This is a genomic window from aff. Roholtiella sp. LEGE 12411, from assembly GCF_015206995.1.
Lineage (GTDB): Bacteria > Cyanobacteriota > Cyanobacteriia > Cyanobacteriales > Nostocaceae > Komarekiella.
Genome location: NZ_JADEXR010000095.1, coordinates 1 through 23,142 on the forward strand (window position 1 = coordinate 1; position 23,142 = coordinate 23,142).

Consider the following 23,142-nt stretch of genomic DNA (forward strand, 5'->3'; position numbering starts at 1 on the left):
CCCCAATCCCCAATCCCCAATCCCCAATCCCTAACTCACAGTATACTGAATTCGATAAATCCGATTATTAGCTTCCTCTGTTACTAGCAAACTACCATCAGGTAATACGAGTAACCCTACAGGACGTCCCCAAGTAGTTGGTGTAGAAGGATTTAGCAAAAACCCGGTGAGGAAGTCTTCGTAGTAACCTTGTGGGCGTCCCTTAGTATCGAAGGGAACAAATACTATTTTGTAACCAGTACCGCGATCGCGGTTCCAAGAACCACGAAAAGCAGCAAAAGCACCGTTACGGTATTTTTCTGGAAACGTTTGACGGTCATAAAACTGCAAACCTAATGCTGCTGAGTGCGCCTGAAAAAGTACATCCGGTGTCTGAGTACGGGCTACTAAATCAGGGCGTTTACTCTTGTTATTCGTCTTCTGACGCGGATCGAGGTTGCTTGGCGTCAAATAAGCATAAGGCCAGCCGTAGAATTCTCCTTGCTGGATGCGTGTTAAGTAGTCTGGTACCAAGTCATCACCTATACCATCACGTTCGTTGACAGTGGTGTAAAGTTCCTTCGTTACAGGGTGAAAATCTAAACCAACAGGGTTACGCAAGCCAAAGGCAAAAGTCTGCTGCTGGGAACCATCCAAATTCATCACCTGTACCGAAGCCCGTGGTAGAGGTTCCTCATCCACGTTGGTTCCTGAACCGACTGAAACATATAACTTATTACCATCTGGCGAAACAACAACATTGCGCGTCCAATGGTTGTTATAACCTTGAGCAGGTAAGCCAGCGATTTTTTTCCCCTTACCTGTAATTTTATTTTGACCTTGGGTATAGGGAAAACTTAGTACAGCATCGGTGTTTCCCAAGAAGAAGGAATCACCAGCAAAAGCCATACCAAAGGGTCTATTGAGTCCATTTGTCCTACTAGCAAACGTCTCTTTAACATCGGCTACACCGTCACTGTTGGTGTCGCGCAACAGACGAATGCGGTTTTGCCCGGTTTCTGTCACCAGCACATCACCATTAGGGGTCAAAGCCAGCCAGCGAGGGGCATCTAGTCCTTCAGCAAACACATTAACTCTAAATCCTGATGGTACACGCAGCACGGGGTTTTGGGGTATTGGTACAACCTCAGGCCCCTTAGAAACGCTTTCGGTAGCAAAAGGTGGTGGTAAATTCTTCAGGTTAATTCGGATAGGTGTAGGTGAAAGTGGTTCAGTACGGATGCTATTTTTCGGCTGTGCAGGATTCTGTCCCAACTGGGGCAAAGGTGCAGATGTTTGCGTGGCATCATCCAAAGAGGCGCGAGTCTGGTTACAGGCTGCTGTGGTCAGTAACAAAACTAGCAGCAAGAAACGCGCAGAGACTTTCATGGCAGCAAAAATAATACACAATATTCTTAATGTAGACTTGAGACTCGATTAATGTCGCCAGTCTCAAGTCCCATTTTTAAAGGATACATGAAAAACTCTATCCACAAGGGGATGGGGAATGGGGAATGGGGCATGGGAAAGAACCTACCAATGTCTCCTATGCCTTATGCCCAAACCGGCGGGGCGACTATCCCTCTACAGACACCTGGGGATGGAGTTTCCCGTCGCTTTCAATCACTCCCCAACTCCTGATTACTGGGGACGCAACTGCGATCGCCGTTCACCGTAACGCAATAGCTTTTCTATAGTTGCAAGCCGATTTTCCCAGACTTTAACTTGATAGAAATTATCTATAGCTTCTCGGCTCATTAGCGCCCGAAATTGAGATTTTAACCGGGTTAGCGAGGCTCTTGCTGCTAGCAAATTACTAGCAGAAGGCGAACTTGCAAGCTGATTTAGAGCACTTTGTAAAACTTCTGCCTGGCTATTAAAATCTGAAATCTTCTTAGCAGGTATACGCAGTTGGTCATTTTGCAAAACAAACTTCCATTCCCGTTGCAGGGCAGTGTAACGGACAGCAGCAGTTTGAAAAGGCTGGCGATAAGGAATAGGTTCACTGGTTGTAAGTTCTACTCTGCCTTGGGTGCTACTAAAAAGTTTGTCTAGCTCGTTGTTAAAATTCTCTGCGGCAAAGAGTGCGTAACCACTCACTGGCAAATCCCTTACTAATTGAAGTTGATCTAAGGCTCCAACTGGTGGTAGGGAAAGTAAACGAATTCCGGGCACCAACAAGGTAGAGCCTAATTGTGTAGAGGAAATCCAGGGTTGTGCCAGTTTTTGGAAGCGAGAAGTATCTAGGGCATAAGTCATAGGAACAATTAAATCTACATTCCCCTGGCGTGCCCAAAGTTCCCAGTTTTGTTGAATTTTCTGAATACGTTCTAGTTCCGGTAGAGGAAATACAGCAACAGACAAAATCAAATTTGCTCGTTTTTGCTTTAACATCTGCGATACTTGAGCAACAAAACTATCAACTTGCTGAGTGCGAAATGTTGTCCATTTTTGCCACAAATCCGGTTGGCTGGAGGAAATATTCACCGGATCTACACCATTAAGTTGCTGAAACTGCGCTCTTGCAGCTTTACCATAGCCGTAAGTTCGACCTGCAAACGGGTCTTGAAAAGGATAACGAATGTAGTCTAGTTGTAGACCATCCACGTCATAGCGGGTAACAATTTCTTCGTATAACTTGAGCAAGTACTGCCGTAATTCGGGGTTAGCTGGGTCAAAGAATGGCTTTGTCTGATTAATAGGAATCATATTGCCCAGGTTGTCGTAGTTTGCCCAATCTGGATGAGCAGCAAGTACTGGCCCTGGGTAATTAGGATTGACATTGATAATCTCATTGTGACGTTGATTACCAGCAGCAAAAGTCCAAACCCAAGCGTGTAATTCCATGTCTCGCTCATGGGCTAATTTTACAGCGGCTGCTAATGGATCCCAGCCGCGAATTAATGGGTTTTGCTGCGGTGCGACTTGACTGGGATAAATCGTATAGCTCGCATTAACAGTTTCAAAGAAGACGGTATTAATCCCAGCTTGGGCTAGTCGATCAAAAATCTGGGCTAGTCCCTTCTCGCTACCAGCACGGACAATTGTCCCCCTGTCTAACCAAACGGCACGAATTTCAGGCTGAGCAAACCTCTGGTCAACAGGAAACTGCTTCCACAAACTCGCCTTGGCCTCCAGCCACTGCTGACGAGCCAGAACGTAGTTTTTTTCTGCAATCAACTGAGGTAAGTTTTTGGCAATTAGTCTTGCTTGCTCTGTGCCAGTGACTGGTGCTCCAAGTTTGGTTGAGGCAAATTGTGTCTGCTGTTCTTCTACAGACTCGGCGCGTAGACGCCTGTGAGGCTGATCTTTAGACATAGTGCTAACGTCAGAGGCGTACGTCGAAGCTGCTAGATGAGCGCTTTCCACCCGACCAATTAGATTTTCTAGCTCTTGCTGAAGGGCGATCGCTTGATTGTGATCAATCGGCGTATTAGAGTCGGGTGTGATATCTAGACGTACTGCTTGTTCTAATTGGTCAATGGCCTCTTGAGTAGATGGGGGTTTGACTCTGGGAAGAGGAGGGGAAGATGGGGAGAGTGGGGGAGTGGGGGCTATTCTTTGCCCTTCTGCTCCTCTGCTCCCTCCGAAGTTCTGATCGGATCTCTGCTCGCTCTGCGGCGCTGTTGCCACCACTGATGTAGAGCAGCTTTGCGAGCCTCCTTCGACTTTATTTGTACGCTTTGGTGGTGCTGTTAGATAACGATTGAGGGCAGCATTTAACCACGCACTATCTAACTCTGCTGCTGAAGTTGCATTTATACCCCAGCGCCAGCCCAAAAATGTTGAACGTTCGGTTGTCACCACTGCTGCGGGATTATCTTGAGAATTCCAAACAGCAGCAGCTTGAGTCATGGCATCATTAGGAATCACAACGCCGCCGCGCACTTTGCCAAACAGTTCAGTTTGGGTTGCCCAACCCTGTATTTTGGTTTTTGTGGGTTGCATCTGTTCTGTTTGATTGAGACTAAATCCCCAATAACCTCCCAAGAGCGATCGCAATAATTGGCGTACTCCCGGTGCGGACAGACTACCTACAGGGCCACTGGCAATTAAGCGCCCTCCCTTACTCATCCATTCTTCTAAAGCGATCACTTGTGTTGGTGTTAATGTCTCTACATTTGGCAAAAACAATACCCGGCGATCGCCCCAATCCCTTACACTCTTCACATTAGCTAGGGTAATTACGCAATATTTTACTCCAACTGCTTGCAAGCGATCAGTTATCCCTGTCCATTGATTAGCATTTTCTGGGCTGTGAACTATGCTCAATACAGGTTCTTCTGTCGCTGCTGTTGCTGGTAAAATCCTTGAGCAATTAACTATTAAAAAACTAAAATTTAAAATAAAAAATCCAGCTTGTTTAAACTTTAATTTAATATCTTTAATTCTTTTTACCTGATACTTCACTAGTTACTCCTAATTTTATTAGTCGTTAATTAATTTTTATTGGTCATTAGTCATTAGTCAGTTGTCAATCATACAGAACAAACTTCTTACCAAGGATATTTATCACCACTAACCATTGTGTTGGGAAGTTTTAATGTCTCATGACAAGCTTCCCTCAAAGCTTCTACGCTGAAAGTCAGCGCTCAGACTTTCCTAGATAATGGTTTCGTTTTCATAACATTGGCTTTTACAAGAGATTTAATCACAATTGAAAAATAGCCGAAAGCTGATAGTCGATACAGCATTTCTCAATCATTTTAGAGAAACTACTAATGATAAATGACAGCCTTTTACCGTGGTCGATGCTAAGCGTAGCTTGTTTCCTTGGAGAAGCACATCAGAAATTTCACCACTCAAATGGGATTGCCATAGCGATCACAGCTTAAGCAATACAAGTATTGATTAAATCCTCAACTCCTGCGACGGGTAAGATTTTTGTATTTAGTTTGTGAGCTAAATCTTCAACACTAATATCATCTAAAAATATCAATTCTCCATGTTTCAGCATTACGCTAGGTAGCAAAATCCCTTCTCCCAAATCTTGCCCTTGTAAATTTAACAGCAAATCATGACCAGTTAATAAGCCAGTTACAGTAATACTCTGCCCCCAATAATCACTACATAAAGCACGCATATTTACCTCTAAACCCTCAACAGAGTTTAAGCGTTTTAAGATGGGTTGAAATGCCGTTTCTACTGCATTGCCCACTACCCAAGTTAATTTTCTCTTCGGATAAACTTTTGGCGGGAGTAATTCTGCGGCAGCAGCAGCAAACTGCTTGATAAACAACTGAATGGAACCAACACCATTATCAATTTGCGGATACTCTTTATATTCGGATTCACTTGGTAACTCCTCACCTGCAATCAAAAACCACTCATCGGCTAACCAAGCAATGCTGGAACCGAACTGTTGACGAAATTGCTGGGTAAGCGATGTCTGACGACAAGCCACTGCGTGTCTACGCACTTGGGAAATCACTTCTTTGGCTTTTTCCCTAGTTACGGGTGTCAGCTCGTCTTCTGAGGGACGAAATCGGGTTAAACCCACTGGCACAACTGCTACCGATGCTACTGCTGGCACTTCGCCAGTATAAAAGGACGCTAAATCTCTTAGGGTTTGTTCCAGATGCTCGCCATCATTTATACCAGGGCAAACGACTACTTGAGCATGAATTTGTAGCCGTCTTTCTTGAAACCACTTGATTTGTTGCAAGATTTGCCCCGCACGCTGATTTTTCAGCAGTCTAATTCTGACTTCGGGTTCCGTGGCGTGAACAGAAACATACAACGGAGACAAGCGCATTTGTTCAATACGCTGCCATTCTCGTTCTGGTAAATTGGTGAGGGTTAGATAAGAACCATACAAAAAGCTCAGACGGTAATCATCGTCTTTCAAGTACAAACTGGTGCGTTTACCTGGTGGCTGTTGGTCAATAAAGCAAAATGGACAGCGGTTATTGCACTGAATTAAGCCATCAAATAGGGCAGTTTCAAATTCTAGCCCCAAATCTTGGTCGTAATCTTTTTCAATTTCTAGGCTATGAGTTTTACCAGCAGCGTCTAAAACTTCTAGTTCCAAAACTTCATCGGCACATAAAAACTGATAGTCAATTAAATCGCGGGGACGTGTACCGTTGATCGCAACGATCGCATCCCCCGCCTCAAAGCCAATCTCGGCGGCTATGGAATCAGGCAATACTTTGGTAATTCGGGCGGGACGAATGGTAGTCATGGGCATTGGGGATTGGGCATTGGGGATTGGGCATTGGGCATTGGGTATTGGGGATTGGGGATTGGGCGTTGGGCATTGGGCATTGGGCATTGGGCATTGGCGTCAAGTGGCGTCAAGTGGCGTCATTGATCATTAGCAAAGGACAAATGACTAATGACAAACAACTATAGGATTCCTATTTGATTTTTGAAAGAACTGCGTACACCTCTAACTCCCTTTTTTCGCATTTCCCATTCCCTATCCCCTATCCCCCATTCCCTGTCTCTACAAGTCAGTTCACGAATCAAATCTATATTTAATTATCCTTGCCAACCTGCTGCGATCGCCAATAAGATGGCGCTGCCGAAAGCTAATCTATACCAAACAAAAATCAAAGTGTTTTTGGTTTGTAAGTACCTGATCAAAAATGCAATTGATAGGTAGGAAAAAATAAAGGTTGAAATAATCCCTACAATTAACAGTCCAACAATGTTATCTGGTAACTGTTGGGCTTGAAATAATTGGAATATTTTCAGACTTTTATACAGGGTAGCAATGGTAAGAGTTGGAAACCCTAATAAAAATGAGAATTTCGCTGCTGTATCACGTTCTAATCCTAAAAACAAGGCAGTGGTCAACGTCGATCCAGAACGAGAAACGCCAGGAATTAAAGCCAGTGTTTGTCCCAATCCAACTAAAAGACCATCCCGAATTTGCAATGAATCAAAACCTCGTTTACGAGCACCAATTTTTTCTGCTAATCCTAGTAAAAGTGCCATTATTATTGACATAATGGCAATAATTAAGGCATTTTCAGGTAGAATATCTTTCAAAAGAAACCCGACAATTAAAGCAGGTATTGTTCCGACTGCAATACCAATAATAATTTTCAATTCCTCGCGTTGCCAATCTTTCTCTTTTATGGCTTCGATTCCACCTTTAACAATACTAGAAATCAACGACCAAAAATACAACACAATTGCCATGACACTGCCAAATTGAATTGCATCAACAAAATCTTTAGAGCCTAGTTCTTTCCATCCAAATACCTTTGTCACAATTAAAAGATGTGCAGTACTACTGATTGGCAAGAACTCTGTAATACCTTGAACAATACCTAAAATAAAAGCTTGAATAAACTCCATAAGAATCAATACCTTTTTCCGGTTTTAAAGAGCATCATGAACATTGTTTAGCTGATAATGTTGGTTTATATACTCTCCACTTAACCCAAATCTTGTAGAAAATTCAATTTTGCTGAGCAATAACACCATCTACGACGGTGACTATGTTCTTACACCCACCTCAATAAGTCAACGCAGTTTCGGTAATTCATTAAACTTTAATATTTAGCAGACTGATAAGCTGATGCGCGTGTAGATCAAATATTCTTGTGCTTGGGCTGTCCAAGGTCAAGATAGGACTTACTCACACTCTACGAATTCTTGGCGTTGTTGGCGTCTTCTCTGCGATCCGCTGCGCGTTGGCGAAAGCCTCTCATAGAGATGGCGGTTCGATCAATTAAGCTTTTTGGCAACTTTTGCGTAAGTCCTGTCAAGAGTCAAAGGCTAGCTTGGACTTTTGACTGTGGACTTTTGACTCTTGACAACCTCAACACGAAATATACAAGTTTATTTGCATAACGGCTTACTATTCACTTTTTACACGCTATATTTGCCTCTCACGTCTCTGTAATCCCCTGTAAATCGGTAACTACAGAGGAATTTTCTACATAGGGCAATTTTAGTGAATTAGTCTGACGCAGAATATTTTGTTGGGTTGGCGTTAGCCCTTCCCGAAATGTCAGTATAATAACAATGCCCCTAGGGGGGATTCTAAGATGTGGTATCTTAAATAAGATAAAGTTTAGTAACAAATATTAAAAACTTTGATTAATAATACATTGTCTCTCTACACCGCTTCTAACCCTTCTGTTGATAGTGAGTTGTATTCAACTGACACTGGACAGAGCAGTATCAGGGAATTGGAGTGTACACTATCCTCATCTCCTTCTTTGCCTGTTCGTGTCTCTTTGCGACCAACTTGGTTGGTATTTGCGGCGTCGGTGTTTTTGGTATCAGTGCCAGTATTTGTAGAAGCCCCAATAGTGCGATCGCTACCAAGTCTGAGTTTAGCGTTGACAGGATTTTGGGTATGGTTGAGTTTTACATTGATGTCACGTCCTGCAACTTATGTTTGGGGAGATTTACTCTTAGGGTTTAGCTGGAGCTGGTTAGCAGGAGCGATTTACTGGGGCTGGTTACGTTGGGAACCTTTATGGCATTTACCAGTGGAGTCTATAGGCCTACCATTTGCCGTTTGGTGTCTGCTGCGAAATTGGGGCAAAGTGGGCAACTGGTTTTATTTAGGTTCTTTATTCGGTACAGTCTTAACAGATGTATATTTCTATTTAGTAGATTTGATGCCCTATTGGCGGCAAATCATGAGAGTAGACGCTGATGGCGCACCGCAAATTTTACAAAATGCCCTGACGCAAGTACAGACGCCTGGAGGGCAAGCTTGGGCGATAATTCTTGCTTTAGTGTTATTGACAGTTGGAGTTTTACCTTTACACAAAGAGCAACGACACTGGTATGCTTTTAGTGGCGCAGTTCTAAGTACGATTTTGGTAGACAGCCTGTTTTTGCTAGCTGCTATAGTGGCTTAAAAGTAACAATTAAACATTAGTTAAAGAAATTATGTCCTTTTTTATTTGAATTAAACCGGCGGTAGTAGTGCAACAAACAATGTTGTACAACACAAAAACCTGTATTCTACCCAAGTTAAAATGGCTGTAATGTATTACAGCCATTTTTTTTAGTAGTTTTGCACTAAACTTATTTAAAATTTCTGTCAAGTTTTTTTGAAAAAACTTGCCTAATTGGCTTGATTTAAAGTAATATCCTTTTTGTAGTAAAAAATAAAACATCTAAAATAACTGAATAAAATCAAAGAGGGTAAATTTATTTACCTCTAAACAATTAGAGGTAAGGTATGTTACCAAAGCTTAACTTACCAAATAAATTAACAACGACGCTTTAAGACACAGGTAAAAATATGGTGTGTGGTTCAATTCAATATCTGAGATAATTGCGAATTAAACAAGTGTGTCTTCCGTAGAATGCGTTACGTCTTTGACTCACTATTCTGAATATGTTAGGTTTATTAGCGGTAACATAACACAATGCCATGATTAGCTGTGATTTCGGCAGTTTATCATGCTTCTTTTAAGAATTTTTATCTTGTTCAATCCGGGTTTATTAGCGGCAAGATTCAACTTGACTTCTTGATTGATTTAGCTGCTGATGTCTGCAAATATTCTTGATTCAACCGCGTTTGTTTATAAAGGAGGGTGACGATTGAACGCAAACTTGAGGGCACCGCCCAGCCGGCAAGCAAGAACGGTGCCCAGTGACCCCAGGAAACCAGGGCTAGTGACATTATAGCCAACCGAATCGAATTAGTCTTGCTGAGAATAAGCAGAGAATTCAGCTCGAAGTAACTAAATTAAATAGCACTGTCCAGCCGGCAAGCAAGAACAGTGCTACCCCCTAGGAAACCAAGGAGATACTTATGACCTCATCTGAAGGGCATTTCTCGCTTTACGTACATCTAACGCCTGTTGAAAGTCGCTCTGTCACGATTGTAATTCCTGCTCTTAATGAAGAAGGTAATTTGGAGCCACTGTTACTTTCGGTAGAAAAAGCTTTTGAAAAGCTTGGCTTCTGTTTACCAGTATTACTAATTGATGACGGCAGTACAGATGGGAGTCAAGGAATTTTAGCGAAGCTGATTAAGCAGTATCCTTTTTTGCAAGTAATTCGTCATCCCCATAAGCGAGGGGTGACTGAGGTTTGGAAGACTGCGATCGCCAATGTAAAAACAGATTGGATTTGTTGGAGCCAAGCTGATTTAGAGTCTGATCCTGCCACCGATTTACCATTACTGTTGAATGCTTGTAAGCCGGGTATAGATGGCGTTGCAGGTTGGCGGCAGCAACGGGGAGATGGCAAAATTTTAGCATCTAAGTTTGCTAATACTGCCTGTAAGTTAGCTTTTGGACTCAAGATCCACGACATGAACTGGATTAAGCTAGTACGTCGGGATTTGCTGGTTGACCTACAAATTGAAGTAACCACTCACCGTTATATTCTTGCCATTCTGGCGGCAAAGGGGCATCAAATTATTGAAGTGCCAACACCTTGGTATCCCCGCTTTTCGGGCAAGAGCAAGTTTGGCCGCAAGCGCCTAGTGTCCTCTGCAATTGACTTCTCTAGAGCTTGGTGGTGGTTTTATTTTAAACACCGTCCCATTTTACCCTTGCGTTATATTTTCGCAATCTTAGAAGCAAGCAAGGTTGGATTTCGGGCTGGACGAGAAGCCTTTTATATGCAGATTGATGCCGAAACCGGTCGCTAGCCAGTTTACCGACTAAAAATAGCTTTTTGTGCTGCTTCAGGCAGTAACAGAACCAATAATTTCTTCCATTTTGACTGAGGTAGTACAGGCGCTATGGTTCTTCAGAATAAACACCTCCTCGTTATTAGTTCGGTCTATCCAGAAACTGCCGATGCCAATCATGGTGCTTTTGTTCGGGAGGCTATTGTGCGATTGCAACAACCCGGAGTCAGATTTACAGTCTTTGCCCCAGCCTATGAGGGGAGTAAATCTCACATATTGGATGGAGTTAAGGTTTATCGGTTTCGTTACTGCCTTAAGCGTTTTGAAAATCTAGTTCGAGATGGAGCGCCAACAAAACTTAAGCGTCAGCCTCTTTATTTATTTGTCGCTGCTTTGTACATTTTACTGGGAGCGTGTCAGCTATTTTGGGTGTGCTGTAAAGAAAAACCAGACCTGCTACAGGTTCACTGGCCCTTTCCACATGGATTAATGGCATTACCTGCTAGTAAACTGTTGAATATTCCGATGGTTTTTAGTTTTCACGGCGCTGAATTGCTGCTGGCAAATAGATTTGGCTTTGTGGCGCATATCTTACGCTGGATGCTACCGATGAGTGCGATAGTCACAGCTAATTCTTCATTTACACAAGGATTAATCCGAAAACTCTACGATGGGCCAGTAAACATCATCCCGTATGGTATGACAATCCAGGCCAAACCCTCAAAGTGCCGCCCTACAGGAACAGATCCCAGACTATTATTTGTGGGTAGGCTGGATGAACGCAAGGGGTTGCGGTATTTACTAGAGGCACTACCTACGGTGTTAATGCATCAGCCTGTCCGTTTAAGAATTGTGGGAAAAGGCATTTTGGAGCCAGAAATCAAAGCCCAATGCAAAGCGCTAGATTTAGAGAATGTAGTAGACTTTTTAGGTTTTGTTACTAAAGAAGAATTGGCAGACGAGTACGCTGCCTGCGATATATTTGTATTGCCTGCGATCGTAGATAGTAAAGGTGATACAGAAGGCTTAGGTATTGTCATAATCGAGGCGTTGGCGCATGAAAAGCCAGTAATTGCCAGCGCAGTTGGTGGGATTGTAGATGTAATTCGATCTAGAGAAACTGGATTACTCGTACCAGAAAAAGCCCCGTCTGTTCTGGCTCAGGCAATTATAGAACTGTTATTGAATCCTGAAACAGCCCGTGAAATGGGACGCAGAGGGTTTCAAGACGTGCAAAGTCGCTTTAGCTGGTCTCAAATTACGCTTTTGTGGCAACAAACTTTTAGTGAAGCGTTGGGAATGAGCACAGCTTTAAACCCAGAAGAAAGGTTAAAACCCAACCTATAGGACAGTTAAAGGCAAGTGAGGATATTTACTGTCTTCACAGTTGACACAAGTCTCATATTTTTGTAAACCGATACTTCAGCAACGTGATGAACTATTGAAAAATAACTCTATGGTTTGTGCAATTAATCCAACGGTATATAACAAAGTCAAAGATTGGGCATCCCTTTATCAGACAGCAATTCCTTTTTCTCATGTGATAATTGACAATTTTTTAGATGAATCTTTGGCAGAATATCTGTTGCGAGATTTTCCAGACGTCTTTGTGATGAATCGTTCTCATCACTATCTATTTGCTAATAAGTATGAGTTAGCAATTGAGAATACTATCTCCACTTCATTTAGCGAATTTTATAAAGAAATAACATCAAGTAGATTACAACTATTTGTTAGCGAACTCGTAGGTGAAGATTTATTTGTTGATGCTGAATTATGTGGATGTATTCACCAGGGCATCAATGGTAGCTTTTTAGATATGCATACAGACTTCAATCTACACTTATTGAAAAATAACTGGCTACATTCTTTAAATATTATTATCTACCTAAATAAAGACTGGAAAGAAGAATTCGGAGGAAACCTTTTACTTAAGTCAGAATTGAAAGGCATAACAAGTAATATTATTCCTCAATTTAATCGATGTATTATTATGCAATCAGACGATACTACCTATCATGGTTATAGCCAACTGAAGCTGCCTAAGGGGTTAACTCGCAAATCAATATTTGTTCCCATCTACAAAGAAGAATTATCTGATAATTTACCACCAAGACATCTGACAAATTTTGCTACTGAGCAAGACTCTGGTTTTAAATTTGGTTTCACTAAATTTTACAACTCCATCACCAAACTAAAAGCACAACTAGAGCATCAGTTCATTAAAAAGAGTTGACGTTTACTAAAGTAACCCTTGGGAATACAGTATCAATTAGGCTCTAAGTAGAACTCGTTAATTATTCTCATCTCAGTAATATTTTTGTAGGGGGAGAAATGCAGTATAGACGTTTTTTAACTAGGGGAATTTTGACTACTCTGGTATTATTACCCTTAGGTTTGATGGGAATTCTGTCTGTAAATGTACTTTTGCCTGCTTTGAAAGATCCAGAATCAAGAATTTACTCTTCCGGTATCGGTTATCCATCTATGCAACGTCTGGTAGGCAAACCCATTCAAGTGCAGACTGTCTCAGTAGCAGCCACAAATTTAGAGGATGGTATCGCAGCCCCAGGTGAATCGGTTCCTTTACAACGAGTAGACGTTCGTTCTCAGGTATCAGCAAAAGTAGAAAAAGTATATGTTGCAGAAGGGCAATTAGTGCGTCGAGGTCAACCCTTGATTCAATTACAACAAAGCCCGTTTGAAAATAGCGTAAATGCAGCTCGCAACAACCTGGCCACTGCTGAAAAGAACCTGCAAACTTTGCAAAGTACTACGCCTGAAAGGTTGATGGATCTCAAAGTAAATTTTAGGTCTGCTCAGGCTAGGCTGGATGCTGCCAAAACTAGGCTTAAGTCCATTGATAATCTAGCAGAGGATGAATACAAAAATAATGTTGCCGCTGCCCAAGTGAGGTTAAAGACAGCTGAGGAAAAATTGAAGCAAGTTAAATTATTGGCTGAGCAAGGAGCTATTTCTAAGTTTCAGTTATATGATATGCAAGATATTTATGCAACTCGCAGACGAGAATTATTAACTGCACAACAAGGAATTCTTAATACCGAAAGCCAACGATTTAGCAACCAAGATTTTACTATTACTCGCCAAAATGAACTGTCATCTGCTAAACAAGCACTGGAACTTGCCCAGGATAATTTGGAGAAAGATTTAGCAAATGCTCGCTTAACTGTAGATAACAGAAGAATAGAACTTCAAGAGTCCCAAAGAAACTTAAGTAGGGCTGTAATTTATGCCAGTGTAGATGGTCTAGTTAGTCAAGTCAATATTCATGTTGGTGAATTAGCGGATGCACGCTACCGCGATTCTTTGATGACTCTGACTCAAAACACTGTATTTAGGGCTTACATTGACCAAGCGCGACTTAATTCTGTAAAAATTGGCGACAAGGCTACAGTTCGCTTGATTGCATATCCAGGACAAACTTTTGAAGGAAGGGTGATTCAACTCAATCCTACAGTTGAAACCGAGACAACTAGAATCACTAAAGTTGGAGTTAACCGACAGTACACTTATTCTGTTTGGGTTACTGTTGACGATTTACAAATGTCTCCAGGGTTGCAAGGCTATGTTCAGTTTCGACAAAAAAAGACAACTATAGTTATACCAGAAAGTTCAGTTACACATTTGTCTGCTGGTGAAGGCATGGTGATGGTTGCTGAAGCAGGTAAGGCCGTTGTCAAAAAAGTGAAGCTAGGTAGGACATTTGACAACCAGCGCGAAGTGATAGAAGGCTTAAACATCGGAGAACAGGTAGTACTCTCTCCTAGAGCTTTGAGTCCAGGCGATCGCCTAGACGCGCAATCTGCACAAATACCAATTGCAAAGATGCGCTAGAAAATAATTCGCTATGAACAAGTTACATTCTTGGTTTAGCTGGTTTAATCGAGAAAAAATTACCCTTTTTATCGGGTCATTAATTCTAGCACAAGGAGCAATTTTTCCTTGGTATAGTTTACCTAAAGAAACTTTAGAAACCTTTGGCACAAATCTTTTTTGGGCAAATGCTGCGAGAATTCCAATAGGTTTACTTGCTATTGTTGGTTTTATCTTCACTTTCTTATTGAGTATACGTCGCGCTCCTCGCTTAGTTTTTGGGAGCGCTTTAATACTGACATTACTCTTTCCTTATTTCATCATAACTTGGTCTCCAACAGTTGCTTTTATAGCATCCTATTCCTACAACAATGCGAAAGCTGTATCACAACATGTAGATAGAAATTTCTCCGAGGTTCAAGCACAGTGGAAACAGAAGATATCCTTAGATCAACCAGAAGCCCCTCCTTCAATTTTTGAAATGTCAATTAAGGATAGTCGTTTTTTTCAAATGCCATCGTGGGATGAAATTATCCTCAAAGGCTTTGGTTATAAAAACAGTTTTTTCGTATTTATTGGTAAGGGTTGGGGCTTTAGCCTGATTGGGTTGTTAATTAGCTTATTTGGGTTTTATCTAGGATTAGAGAAACAAATTTTTCATAATTTTAATGAAGACTTAAAGCTATTAATACCTGGAATAGCATTATTATCATCTATCATCTTAATTTCACTGATTGGGGTAAATATTGCTAATTATCGACTAGATACTCAGTTTGCTAAAGGTGATTATCTCCAAGTTGTGAATACTAGCAAAACTCTAGTATATTGGTATCCACCTTTGCAAGGAGATGAAGCATTTTTAGAACGCCTGACAAAAGCAGAGTTTTATATAGATGCGCCTAAAGCAGATTTAATTAAGTTTGTTCAAGGATTGGAAGTGTATAAAATCGGTGATTTCCAGAAAGCAGAAACTTACTTTCAAAAATCTTTGAATATTCAACCTAGTCGCTTCTTAGTTAGGGGATATCTGGCATCGACAATCCTAAATCAAGGAATTAATTATTTTAACTTATCTAATAATAAAAAACCAGGAGCAGCCGCAGACCTATTTGATAAAGTATTAAAAATATTTCCGGGTCATCTGGAGGCTCTTTACGACTTGATGTTAGCCAGAGTTGTAAATGGGGAATTTCAAAAATCGGCCGATACAGCTAAACAAATAATAGAGGGGCAGAAATACTTTCAAGAACCAAGAATAGGTTTATTAGGACAAGCCTATGTGCATTTAACTTGGGCTGAATATAACAACGGCGATGTTGACAAAACCTGGAAACGGTATCGTCAATCAGTTGACGCTAGTACTTGGAATAAATTTTCTGTGGACGAATAATTATGAATCGGCTAGAGCGTTGGTTGCCAATAGGATTGGTGTTAACTCTGGGACTTTTATTGGGGTTGTTGGGGTTTTCTATCTGGGAGAAAATACCCACTCCTGTAGAGCGCGTTGCTTGGTCAGAACAAGCCCAATGGATTGCTCCCCAATCACCAACTTATCGTTTTTATGCTCGTCAAACTTTCTATTTACCTGATAGTGCGAAAGCAGGTTGGCTGAGGTTAAGTGCTGATAATGACTTCATCCTTTACGTTAATGGAAGAGAGGTGACAAGAGAAAATAGTGTTCTCAATACTTCTACTGGTTTAGGTGCTAAATTAAAGCTCCCTTCTCAAAGTTTCAATGACAGTAACACTTATAACATTCGGACTACGCTAAATTATGTACTTGGTGCTTACCAAGACTGGAAGCTAACTGCGTATATAGACCTAACTTCATATATGCGTCCAGGTAAAAATGTCATTGGGCTTGAAATTCAAAAAGGGCAACAAAATCCACGTGTGGTAGTTGAGGGGGCTGTTTATGCTGATGCAACCACAATTAGCTTGACAACAGGAGTAACTTCTTGGCGCGTCTCAAACTTCTCAGAAACTCGCCAATCACTCCAATGGTTTGACCAAAATTTTAGGGATGAAAATTGGCCGGAAGCTAAGGTACTAAGTTCAGTTAAAGAATCTACTTATAGTCGATTAAGTAAAAATTTGTTTGACCGTCCTTTACAAGGCAATTGGATTCAAGGAGATCAAAATGATAAGGGACAGATATGGCTAAGAAGTGTTTGGCGAATACCGGCAGATCCAATTACTCACGCTTATATTCGATTTGCTGGAAAAGGAGAGTATTCGTTGTTAATCAACGGTATCCTGATTAACAATTACAGAACAGAGAACGGCAATAAATTGCATCTTTTAGAGGTTACAAAGTTTTTACAAGCTGGAAAGAATATATTAGCAGTTAGTTTGGCAAGCCCTTTAGATGCAATAGTAACAGGCAATAACCCTATTAATATTAATGGTATTCTTAGTTTTTCATTAGATGGATGGGCAGAAACAGATAAAAATGAGATTGTTGGAGCGATCGCTACTGATAAAAATAATTGGACTACTTTAAAAAAACCTGTATCTGGTTGGTCAAAAGGCGTAGGTGAAGGTCAACCTGTAACTATTCTTGGTTTACGTCAGCCGGAAGTTTTTCAGCGCAGCTTTGAAGGGAATGCTTATTTACTTAATTATCCAAATTACTTGTGGCATCAGAGTATTTGGTTATTAGGAGGAACTGCCTTTGCAATGATTTATTCCTTCGTTTTGGGCTTTTGGGTACGGCGTGAATATACTTGGTGGAATCAAATCAGTACAGGAGCAGCAATACTTTCACCAGCAACTTTATTTTTAATTGGAATTGGTTTACTAAAGCACCGATATGCAGAAGCAGAAAACGGATTATTATTTGCCCAGCAGCACAGTAATTACATAATATTAACTGGGTTTATAAGTATCGTCTTACTAACTCTATTATTCATACCTAAAAATAGTGAACTAAAGCAATTTAACCACCAGACTTTGTGGTTTTTATTTGGGATATCTGCTTTTGTATGTTTAAGCTTGGCAGCAGGAGGAAATATTATCATAGTTCTATTTATTGCTAGTGGTATTACTGCCTTAGCTTTGTTCTGGACATGGGGAAATTGGCAATTTCGAGATATCTATGCAGTACTTCAGCTAGCATGGCGATTATGGAGTCAATGGTTGTTGTTGGGGTTGATTGTTAGTATTGGTTTTGGAATGAGAGTTTATAACCTGGGATTTCAAAACCTTGATGTGGATGAAAATGTATCTTTAGATGCTGCTAGAGGCATTCTCCGTACAGGTATTCCCATAGCAACTTCTGGTATTTGGTACACCCGTGGGCCTTTCTACCAATACTTATTAGCTTTTTGGTTAAGGCTAGTGGGAGATTCTATCTTTAATGCTAGATTGTTATCTGTAATTTGGGGAACTGCAACTTTAATTTTAGTTTATATTTTGACTTGTAAAATAACTGGAAAAGTATGGATTGCTCTACTAACAATAGTAGTTTTGGCTATAGATCCTTGGCAAATATGGTACTCTCGATTTATACGTTTTTACCCAGTACTACAATTTCTGACTATTTTCTGTATATGGTCTTTTTTAAATGGGTTTATTGATAAAAAAGAACGATTTTATCAGTACATTTTTTTCATTGCTTTGACTTTAAGCCTATTGACTCAAGAAATTAACTTAACAATTATACCAGGATTCATCATTGGCTTTCTTTACTTTTATCGTCCCTTTAGCTTCTTAAATGATTGGCAAATTGTCTTAGGTAGCATAACGACTCTAAGTATTTTTATCTTTAACCTAGCTTTCGCTGCTATAAAACTTTTGACTCCTTTAGCAGCTTTGTCTGATGCTACAGCATCTTATCTCAGACTTCATTTTTCCGATGTCACAAGTTTATTATCTACTTTCTTTATTGGCCCTGATAGAATTCGGATAATTTATAGTCTATTCTTCCTTTTAGGCATAATCTACTCTTTCAAAAAAAGAGATATTAAAATAATATTTCTATTTACTATTATATTTATAAATATATTCCTGGTAACTTGTTTAACTTACAATTTAGCAGAGCGTTATCTTTATGGAATTTATCCATTATTTATCATCTTATCTATTTATAGTGGTATATGCATCATTGAAAGTTTTAGTAGGCGCATAAATTATATACTAAACGGCTTGTTATCTTTAAGGATAATTTTTCTTAGTTTTATTCTCTTAATATTCATCAGCAATATTCAATTTGGAAGAGTATTAGATAGCTATCAACAGGTATTACTCAGAAGTAATACCCAACTATTTGATTATATTAGCAATCATAGGCGATCAGGAGATATTGTTATTTCGTCTGCTCCAGCTTTTGCACCAAATAGTTTAGGTAAATTAGACTACTACCTATTTACACCTTTGAGAGGAGAAAACTTTGATTTGCTGTATTGGCGCAATGGTCGGTTAATTGATCGTTGGGGAGGTGGAGAAGTAGTTAATAGTATAGATCGACTTAATGCCATTCTCGATAAGTCTCAGCGTATTTGGATTCATATAGATGATGTTAGACATTTCAGAGTTACCCCTGAACTTAGTCAGTATGTTCAAACTTTAGGTAAACCAGTTTATGAAACTTTTGGTAGTCGCTTGAGACTTTGGCAACCAGGGGATGGATTACCAAGTCGCATACCCAATGAAGGCAAAGATTTAGGAGCTTACTAACACAAAAATATCTGAGGAAATAAGAGTGAAAATCAAACCTTTAGTCTTTTTTAAAACTGTTATTAGTATAGGACTTATAGCTCTAATACTCAGTCGGATAGATATCTATCAAACTTGGAAACAATTTCAAACTTTGTCTTTGCCCTTTGTATTATTTGCCTTAATTTACTACACAGGCTGTCAATGGTTGAGTTGTTTGCGCTGGCTAGTTGTCCTCCGTTCGACCGGTCATTCAGTATCGATAATTAGTCTCCTCAGTAGTTATTTTGCTGGGATGTTTCTCAATATATTCCTCCCAGGTTCCTTTGGTGGAGATGTCTATCGTGTTTATCGAGTGACGCGAGAAACTAAAGATTCGGAAGCTGCACTTGTATCTGTATTTCTGGAAAGGTTTACAGGGCTTTTTGCTTTATCTGCTTTAGCTATATTAGGCTTACCTCCTGCTGTGAGAGTGGTAGGACGTTGGGACATTATTCTGTTGTTTTTTGGCTGCGTTGCTGCTTTAGTGGGTGGAGTGATTTTAATTGTTAGTCCGCAATTATTAAAGTTAGCAGAACCTTGGCTACAAAAATTGCATCTGCAAAGTTTAGTAGTACGCTTCGCTAAAATTCAAATTCTCTTAAGGCAATTTGCTCAACACCGCCAAGCATTAGGTTTATCTATTTCCCTCTCTTTTGTATTAATGCTTGCCATAGTCTATTACCACTATTTAATAGCTCATCAATTAAAAATTCCGATTTCTTTTCTGGAGCTTTTAGTTTTTATTCCGATAATAGCTGTAATTACTCTACTTCCTATATCTTTAGGAGGGCTTGGTGTTAAAGAGGGGTTATGGGTTTACTTATTCAACCGAATCGGTTTAACTGGAGAGCAAGCACTTTTATTATCTGTCACAATTACAATGCTGGGTTGGCTGTTGGCGTTACCAGGGGGAATAGTTTTGCTATTAGATTCTGCTGGATTACAGCACCTTAAACAAGTAGATTAACCGGAAAATTATTCTCATTGAAAATTTACTTTATCTGAAGGATTCTATGAAACGCTCTGTTTTTCTTAAGGTATATCCATATATTCTTAAAAAACGTTCTTTCTTTTTTAAGATAGGGACACCATATCTGTATATGCGCTCACTTTGGTACGGTGGGGACGAAGTTTTCTGTCCTTGCTGTGAAGGAAAGTTTAGGATGTTTCTGCCCTTTGGCGCTCAGCAACGGACTAATGCTATATGTCCTAAATGTTTATCTTTGGAAAGACATCGGTTGTTGTGGCTTTATCTCAAAAACAAAACTAATTTGCTTTCAAAAAACCTGAAAGTTCTTCATGTAGCGCCAGAATATCTGCTAAAAAAATCTATTTCTGTTCTTCCTAATATTAGTTATCTCAGTGCTGATTTACAACCAAATGAAGCAATGGTACAGATGGATATTACAGATATTAAATATCCAAACAATGTGTTTGATGTAATTTTGTGTAGCCATGTTCTAGAACACATCCCTACAGATTGGCAAGCTATGGCAGAATTATGCAGAGTATTAAAACCAGGTGGCTGGGCAATTTTGCATGTACCACTTGACCCTAAGCTTGATAAAACTCTAGAAGGTTCAAGTGATTTGTCACCTGAAGAAAGAGAACGGCTATTTGGCCATCATGACCATGTGAGAATGTATGGTCGTGACTATAAAGAGAAGCTTGAGAAAGCTGGATTTACTGTAAAAGTTGATAGCTATGCACAGGAATTAGGTATTGATAATATTAAGAAATTTGGTTTGATGGCAGATGAAGACATATATTTTTGCACCAAGCCATTATCGAGTGCTTAGGGTTAAAAAGAACCAGGACTTACGCAACTGGCATATTATTTTAAGTTCGTAGTAAGGACTTTAGTCCTTATTTTGAGGACTAAAGTCCTCACTACAAACAAAAAATTGAGATTTTTGTGACACTTGCGTAAGTCCTGAGAACATCAGCAATAAATTTATTGTGATATAGGTGGCTAAAATGAGATTTTTGGTCAAAATGGGATATTTCGCGGCAGGGTTGTCAGTAGTGTTTTTATCAACACTCGCAATCAGACCGATCGCAACACAGGTTGTCTTTACTGCTGCAACTCAAAAGTCCAATACTCCAGAGCTAAAAATACATCTTTTGGCAGGGAAAAGTAGCCAAACATCGATTTCATCAAAAACAGACTTTAAGCATGAATCAACCAATTTAATTGCCAATGTTCTCTATCGAAAACCATCTGATTTATACAAATTAATGGCACCCAGTGGTGCTATTAATGCAAATGTCCTTTGGCAAAATAATCAGGCACAGTATTGGTACATTGAAGAACAACGAAATAGTGAAGAATCAATCATTGCTGGGTTAATCAAAAATGATCCACAAGCCATTGATGCTGGATTTAAAATGTTTGACTGGGGATTTGCCCACCAAGCTTATGATGGCAGTTTCTTTTTGACAGGCGATCGCTTTCACAGTACCTCTTTCTTTGTGCAAGCAGTTGCCCATGCACTTCTAGTCATACAACAATCTCCATATTCACAAAAGTATGCTGACCAAGTAGCCAAATATAAACCTCTGGTGCATCGTGCTGCTCGTTGGATGATTTCGTCACAAATCTGGGAAAGAGGAATTAAACGCAACAAAGCTTACACTCATCGTCGTTATTTAGTCGCCGCAGCTTTAGGACTCACAGGCAAATTAACCAACGATCAAGAACTGATTAACTACGCCCGTCAATCAATTAAGGATGGTTTATCGTTACAACATTCAGACGGTGTTAACCCGGAAAAAGGTGGCTTTGACAGCAGTTATCAGATGGTAGGTGTGGTGTATGCTCAACGGTGGGTGACATACTTTCCCAAAGACTCATTAACACCCAAAGTTGTACTAATGATAAATAAGGCACTCTCTTGGCAGCAGACCAGAATTTTGGATTCTGGAGAAATCAGCAGCCAGGATAACACCCGCACAGCGGGGCAAGAACGCAGACGAAATGGTAAGGTGAAAACAGTATCCTCTAGGTCAGCACTACGTGCCTTTGCCTACTGGGCATCAGTAACAGGCAATAAAAAGTGGGAAGCGATCGCTCGCAAAATAGCACAATACTACTATTGACTACTAATCTTGACTAATGGATTTTTAATTAGTTAAGAAATATTTGGTATTACGTCAACATAAGTAAAGAGAACAGCCTCAAAAATTTTGTATCGCCAGGGGTGCTAACTAGGGTCTATGGCAGGTACAACGCTGTTCTAGCAATACAGATATCTTTATTACTAGGAATAATTTTTGGCAAAAATACAGTCAAACCCAGTAACGGCAAATATTGTGGATATTAATACGCTGTATATTAGTTTCTGATGACTGCTGTGTTGATTGAGCTATCAGCTTTTGTCTTTTGTCCTTTGTCCTTTGTCCTTGGTGTTCTAACGAATGACGAATGACCAATGACTAGTGACCACTGACAGCTGTTGGCTTAAAGCTTTTATTGTTTGATGCAAAGAGGTAGAAAAATCGTGAAAGGATTGGTGCGTTTATTAACAGTGTTTAGTTTGTTACTTGGCTGCTGGGGATGGCTGGGAACAACTCAGTTAGCCCAAGCTGCTAGTTTCAACAGTTTTGTTCCTCAAGTCCACGTTCTGGCAATTGAGCGTCAGAATCGGGCAGACGCTAAGCTAGGGACGGAATTCGGTAAAAAAATTGATTTGAATAATACCAACGTGCGAGCTTTTCAACAGTATCCAGGGCTGTATCCCACCCTTGCTAAAAAAATCATCATGAATGCTCCTTACCAAAAGGTTGAGGATGTATTGGATCTGCCAGAATTGAGCGATCGCCAAAAACAAACTCTGCAAGCTAACTTAGACAAGTTTACCGTGACAGAATTTGAACCTGCCTTTAACGAAGGAGATGATCGCTTTAACAACGGCATCTACAGATAACTGCATATTGTGCAGTTGATGTCACAAGCAGCCCACTCCTAATCCTAGGGAGTGGGAGTTTTCTATTAAAGTGGGGATGGGTGAGACAAACAAATCAAGGGAAAGATATTCTCCTCTCCCCCTCTCCCCCTCTCCCCTTCC

Annotated in this window: 17 protein-coding genes; 13 read left to right on the forward strand and 4 right to left on the reverse strand. The window is 40.2% G+C overall.

Annotated features, from left to right (window positions below):
- Positions 1 to 30: 30 nt before the first annotated feature.
- Positions 31 to 1,368, reverse strand: coding sequence for a sorbosone dehydrogenase family protein (locus tag IQ246_RS19395; protein ID WP_194004972.1), 1,338 nt, complete (start codon positions 1,366 to 1,368; stop codon positions 31 to 33).
- Positions 1,369 to 1,419: 51 nt separating this feature from the next.
- Here IQ246_RS19395 and IQ246_RS19400 point away from each other — a divergent pair, with 51 nt between their 5' ends.
- On the forward strand, positions 1,420 to 1,620 hold the full coding sequence (locus IQ246_RS19400) for a hypothetical protein (protein WP_194004973.1): 201 nt from the start codon (positions 1,420 to 1,422) through the stop codon (positions 1,618 to 1,620).
- Here IQ246_RS19400 and IQ246_RS19405 read toward each other — a convergent pair whose 3' ends face one another.
- Both IQ246_RS19405 and IQ246_RS19410 read right to left on the reverse strand, forming a co-directional pair.
- Positions 1,621 to 4,389, reverse strand: a complete 2,769-nt coding sequence (locus IQ246_RS19405) for a family 10 glycosylhydrolase (RefSeq protein WP_194004974.1) — start codon at positions 4,387 to 4,389, stop codon at positions 1,621 to 1,623.
- 421 nt (positions 4,390 to 4,810) lie between these two features.
- Entirely contained in the window at positions 4,811 to 6,163 is a 1,353-nt protein-coding gene (locus IQ246_RS19410) for a TIGR03279 family radical SAM protein (RefSeq protein ID WP_194004975.1), read from the reverse strand.
- Here IQ246_RS19410 and IQ246_RS19415 point away from each other — a divergent pair.
- The gene (locus tag IQ246_RS19415; RefSeq protein ID WP_194004976.1) at positions 6,162 to 6,299 is read left to right on the forward strand and encodes a hypothetical protein; all 138 of its coding nucleotides are present in this window, start codon (positions 6,162 to 6,164) and stop codon (positions 6,297 to 6,299) included. The two genes, IQ246_RS19410 and IQ246_RS19415, sit on opposite strands and share 2 nt — an antisense overlap.
- 163 nt (positions 6,300 to 6,462) lie before the next feature.
- Here the strand turns inward: IQ246_RS19415 and IQ246_RS19420 are convergent, their stop codons facing one another.
- Positions 6,463 to 7,287 carry an undecaprenyl-diphosphate phosphatase gene (locus tag IQ246_RS19420; RefSeq protein WP_194004977.1) on the reverse strand — a complete coding sequence of 275 codons (825 nt, stop codon included), beginning with the start codon at positions 7,285 to 7,287 and terminating at the stop codon, positions 6,463 to 6,465.
- 743 nt (positions 7,288 to 8,030) lie between these two features.
- On the opposite strand from IQ246_RS19420, the gene IQ246_RS19425 reads away from it, so the two are divergent.
- The 11 genes from IQ246_RS19425 (at position 8,031) to psbU (ending at position 23,001) form a co-directional block, all read left to right on the forward strand.
- Complete coding sequence (locus IQ246_RS19425; protein WP_194004978.1) at positions 8,031 to 8,810, forward strand: DUF3120 domain-containing protein; 780 nt, start codon at positions 8,031 to 8,033, stop codon at positions 8,808 to 8,810.
- 905 nt (positions 8,811 to 9,715) lie between these two features.
- Positions 9,716 to 10,561 (forward strand): glycosyltransferase family 2 protein, encoded by an 846-nt coding sequence (locus tag IQ246_RS19430; RefSeq protein ID WP_194004979.1) that lies wholly within the window; start codon positions 9,716 to 9,718, stop codon positions 10,559 to 10,561.
- Between the two features lie 93 nt (positions 10,562 to 10,654).
- Positions 10,655 to 11,890, forward strand: a complete 1,236-nt coding sequence (locus tag IQ246_RS19435) for a glycosyltransferase family 4 protein (RefSeq protein ID WP_194004980.1) — start codon at positions 10,655 to 10,657, stop codon at positions 11,888 to 11,890.
- Between the two features lie 94 nt (positions 11,891 to 11,984).
- Positions 11,985 to 12,779 (forward strand): 2OG-Fe(II) oxygenase, encoded by a 795-nt coding sequence (locus tag IQ246_RS19440; RefSeq protein ID WP_194004981.1) that lies wholly within the window; start codon positions 11,985 to 11,987, stop codon positions 12,777 to 12,779.
- A gap of 98 nt (positions 12,780 to 12,877) precedes the next feature.
- Positions 12,878 to 14,398: an HlyD family secretion protein gene (locus tag IQ246_RS19445; RefSeq protein ID WP_194004982.1), complete on the forward strand. Its 1,521-nt coding sequence runs from the start codon at positions 12,878 to 12,880 to the stop codon at positions 14,396 to 14,398.
- A gap of 13 nt (positions 14,399 to 14,411) precedes the next feature.
- Positions 14,412 to 15,767: a tetratricopeptide repeat protein gene (locus tag IQ246_RS19450; protein WP_194004983.1), complete on the forward strand. Its 1,356-nt coding sequence runs from the start codon at positions 14,412 to 14,414 to the stop codon at positions 15,765 to 15,767.
- Between the two features lie 2 nt (positions 15,768 to 15,769).
- Positions 15,770 to 19,054, forward strand: coding sequence for a glycosyltransferase family 39 protein (locus IQ246_RS19455; RefSeq protein ID WP_194004984.1), 3,285 nt, complete (start codon positions 15,770 to 15,772; stop codon positions 19,052 to 19,054).
- 25 nt (positions 19,055 to 19,079) lie between these two features.
- The gene (locus IQ246_RS19460; RefSeq protein ID WP_194004985.1) at positions 19,080 to 20,042 is read left to right on the forward strand and encodes a lysylphosphatidylglycerol synthase transmembrane domain-containing protein; all 963 of its coding nucleotides are present in this window, start codon (positions 19,080 to 19,082) and stop codon (positions 20,040 to 20,042) included.
- 46 nt (positions 20,043 to 20,088) lie between these two features.
- Positions 20,089 to 20,874 (forward strand): class I SAM-dependent methyltransferase, encoded by a 786-nt coding sequence (locus tag IQ246_RS19465; RefSeq protein ID WP_244142089.1) that lies wholly within the window; start codon positions 20,089 to 20,091, stop codon positions 20,872 to 20,874.
- A 226-nt stretch (positions 20,875 to 21,100) separates the two neighbouring features.
- Positions 21,101 to 22,174: a hypothetical protein gene (locus IQ246_RS19470; protein WP_194004986.1), complete on the forward strand. Its 1,074-nt coding sequence runs from the start codon at positions 21,101 to 21,103 to the stop codon at positions 22,172 to 22,174.
- A 401-nt stretch (positions 22,175 to 22,575) separates the two neighbouring features.
- Positions 22,576 to 23,001 (forward strand): photosystem II complex extrinsic protein PsbU, encoded by a 426-nt coding sequence (gene psbU, locus IQ246_RS19475; protein ID WP_194004987.1) that lies wholly within the window; start codon positions 22,576 to 22,578, stop codon positions 22,999 to 23,001.
- Positions 23,002 to 23,142 lie beyond the last annotated feature (141 nt).

Excerpts from the sequence above, each read along its gene's own strand:
- IQ246_RS19450 (WP_194004983.1), top strand. The coding sequence starts at position 14,412 with ATGAACAAGTTACATTCTTGGTTTAGCTGGTTTAATCGAGAAAAAATT.
- IQ246_RS19415 (WP_194004976.1), top strand. The coding sequence starts at position 6,162 with ATGGGCATTGGGGATTGGGCATTGGGGATTGGGCATTGGGCATTGGGT.
- IQ246_RS19395 (WP_194004972.1), bottom strand. The coding sequence starts at position 1,368 with ATGAAAGTCTCTGCGCGTTTCTTGCTGCTAGTTTTGTTACTGACCACA.
- IQ246_RS19445 (WP_194004982.1), top strand. The coding sequence starts at position 12,878 with ATGCAGTATAGACGTTTTTTAACTAGGGGAATTTTGACTACTCTGGTA.
- IQ246_RS19420 (WP_194004977.1), bottom strand. The coding sequence starts at position 7,287 with ATGGAGTTTATTCAAGCTTTTATTTTAGGTATTGTTCAAGGTATTACA.
- IQ246_RS19455 (WP_194004984.1), top strand. The coding sequence starts at position 15,770 with ATGAATCGGCTAGAGCGTTGGTTGCCAATAGGATTGGTGTTAACTCTG.
- IQ246_RS19410 (WP_194004975.1), bottom strand. The coding sequence starts at position 6,163 with ATGACTACCATTCGTCCCGCCCGAATTACCAAAGTATTGCCTGATTCC.
- IQ246_RS19465 (WP_244142089.1), top strand. The coding sequence starts at position 20,089 with ATGAAACGCTCTGTTTTTCTTAAGGTATATCCATATATTCTTAAAAAA.
- IQ246_RS19400 (WP_194004973.1), top strand. The coding sequence starts at position 1,420 with ATGTCGCCAGTCTCAAGTCCCATTTTTAAAGGATACATGAAAAACTCT.
- IQ246_RS19435 (WP_194004980.1), top strand. The coding sequence starts at position 10,655 with ATGGTTCTTCAGAATAAACACCTCCTCGTTATTAGTTCGGTCTATCCA.
- IQ246_RS19430 (WP_194004979.1), top strand. The coding sequence starts at position 9,716 with ATGACCTCATCTGAAGGGCATTTCTCGCTTTACGTACATCTAACGCCT.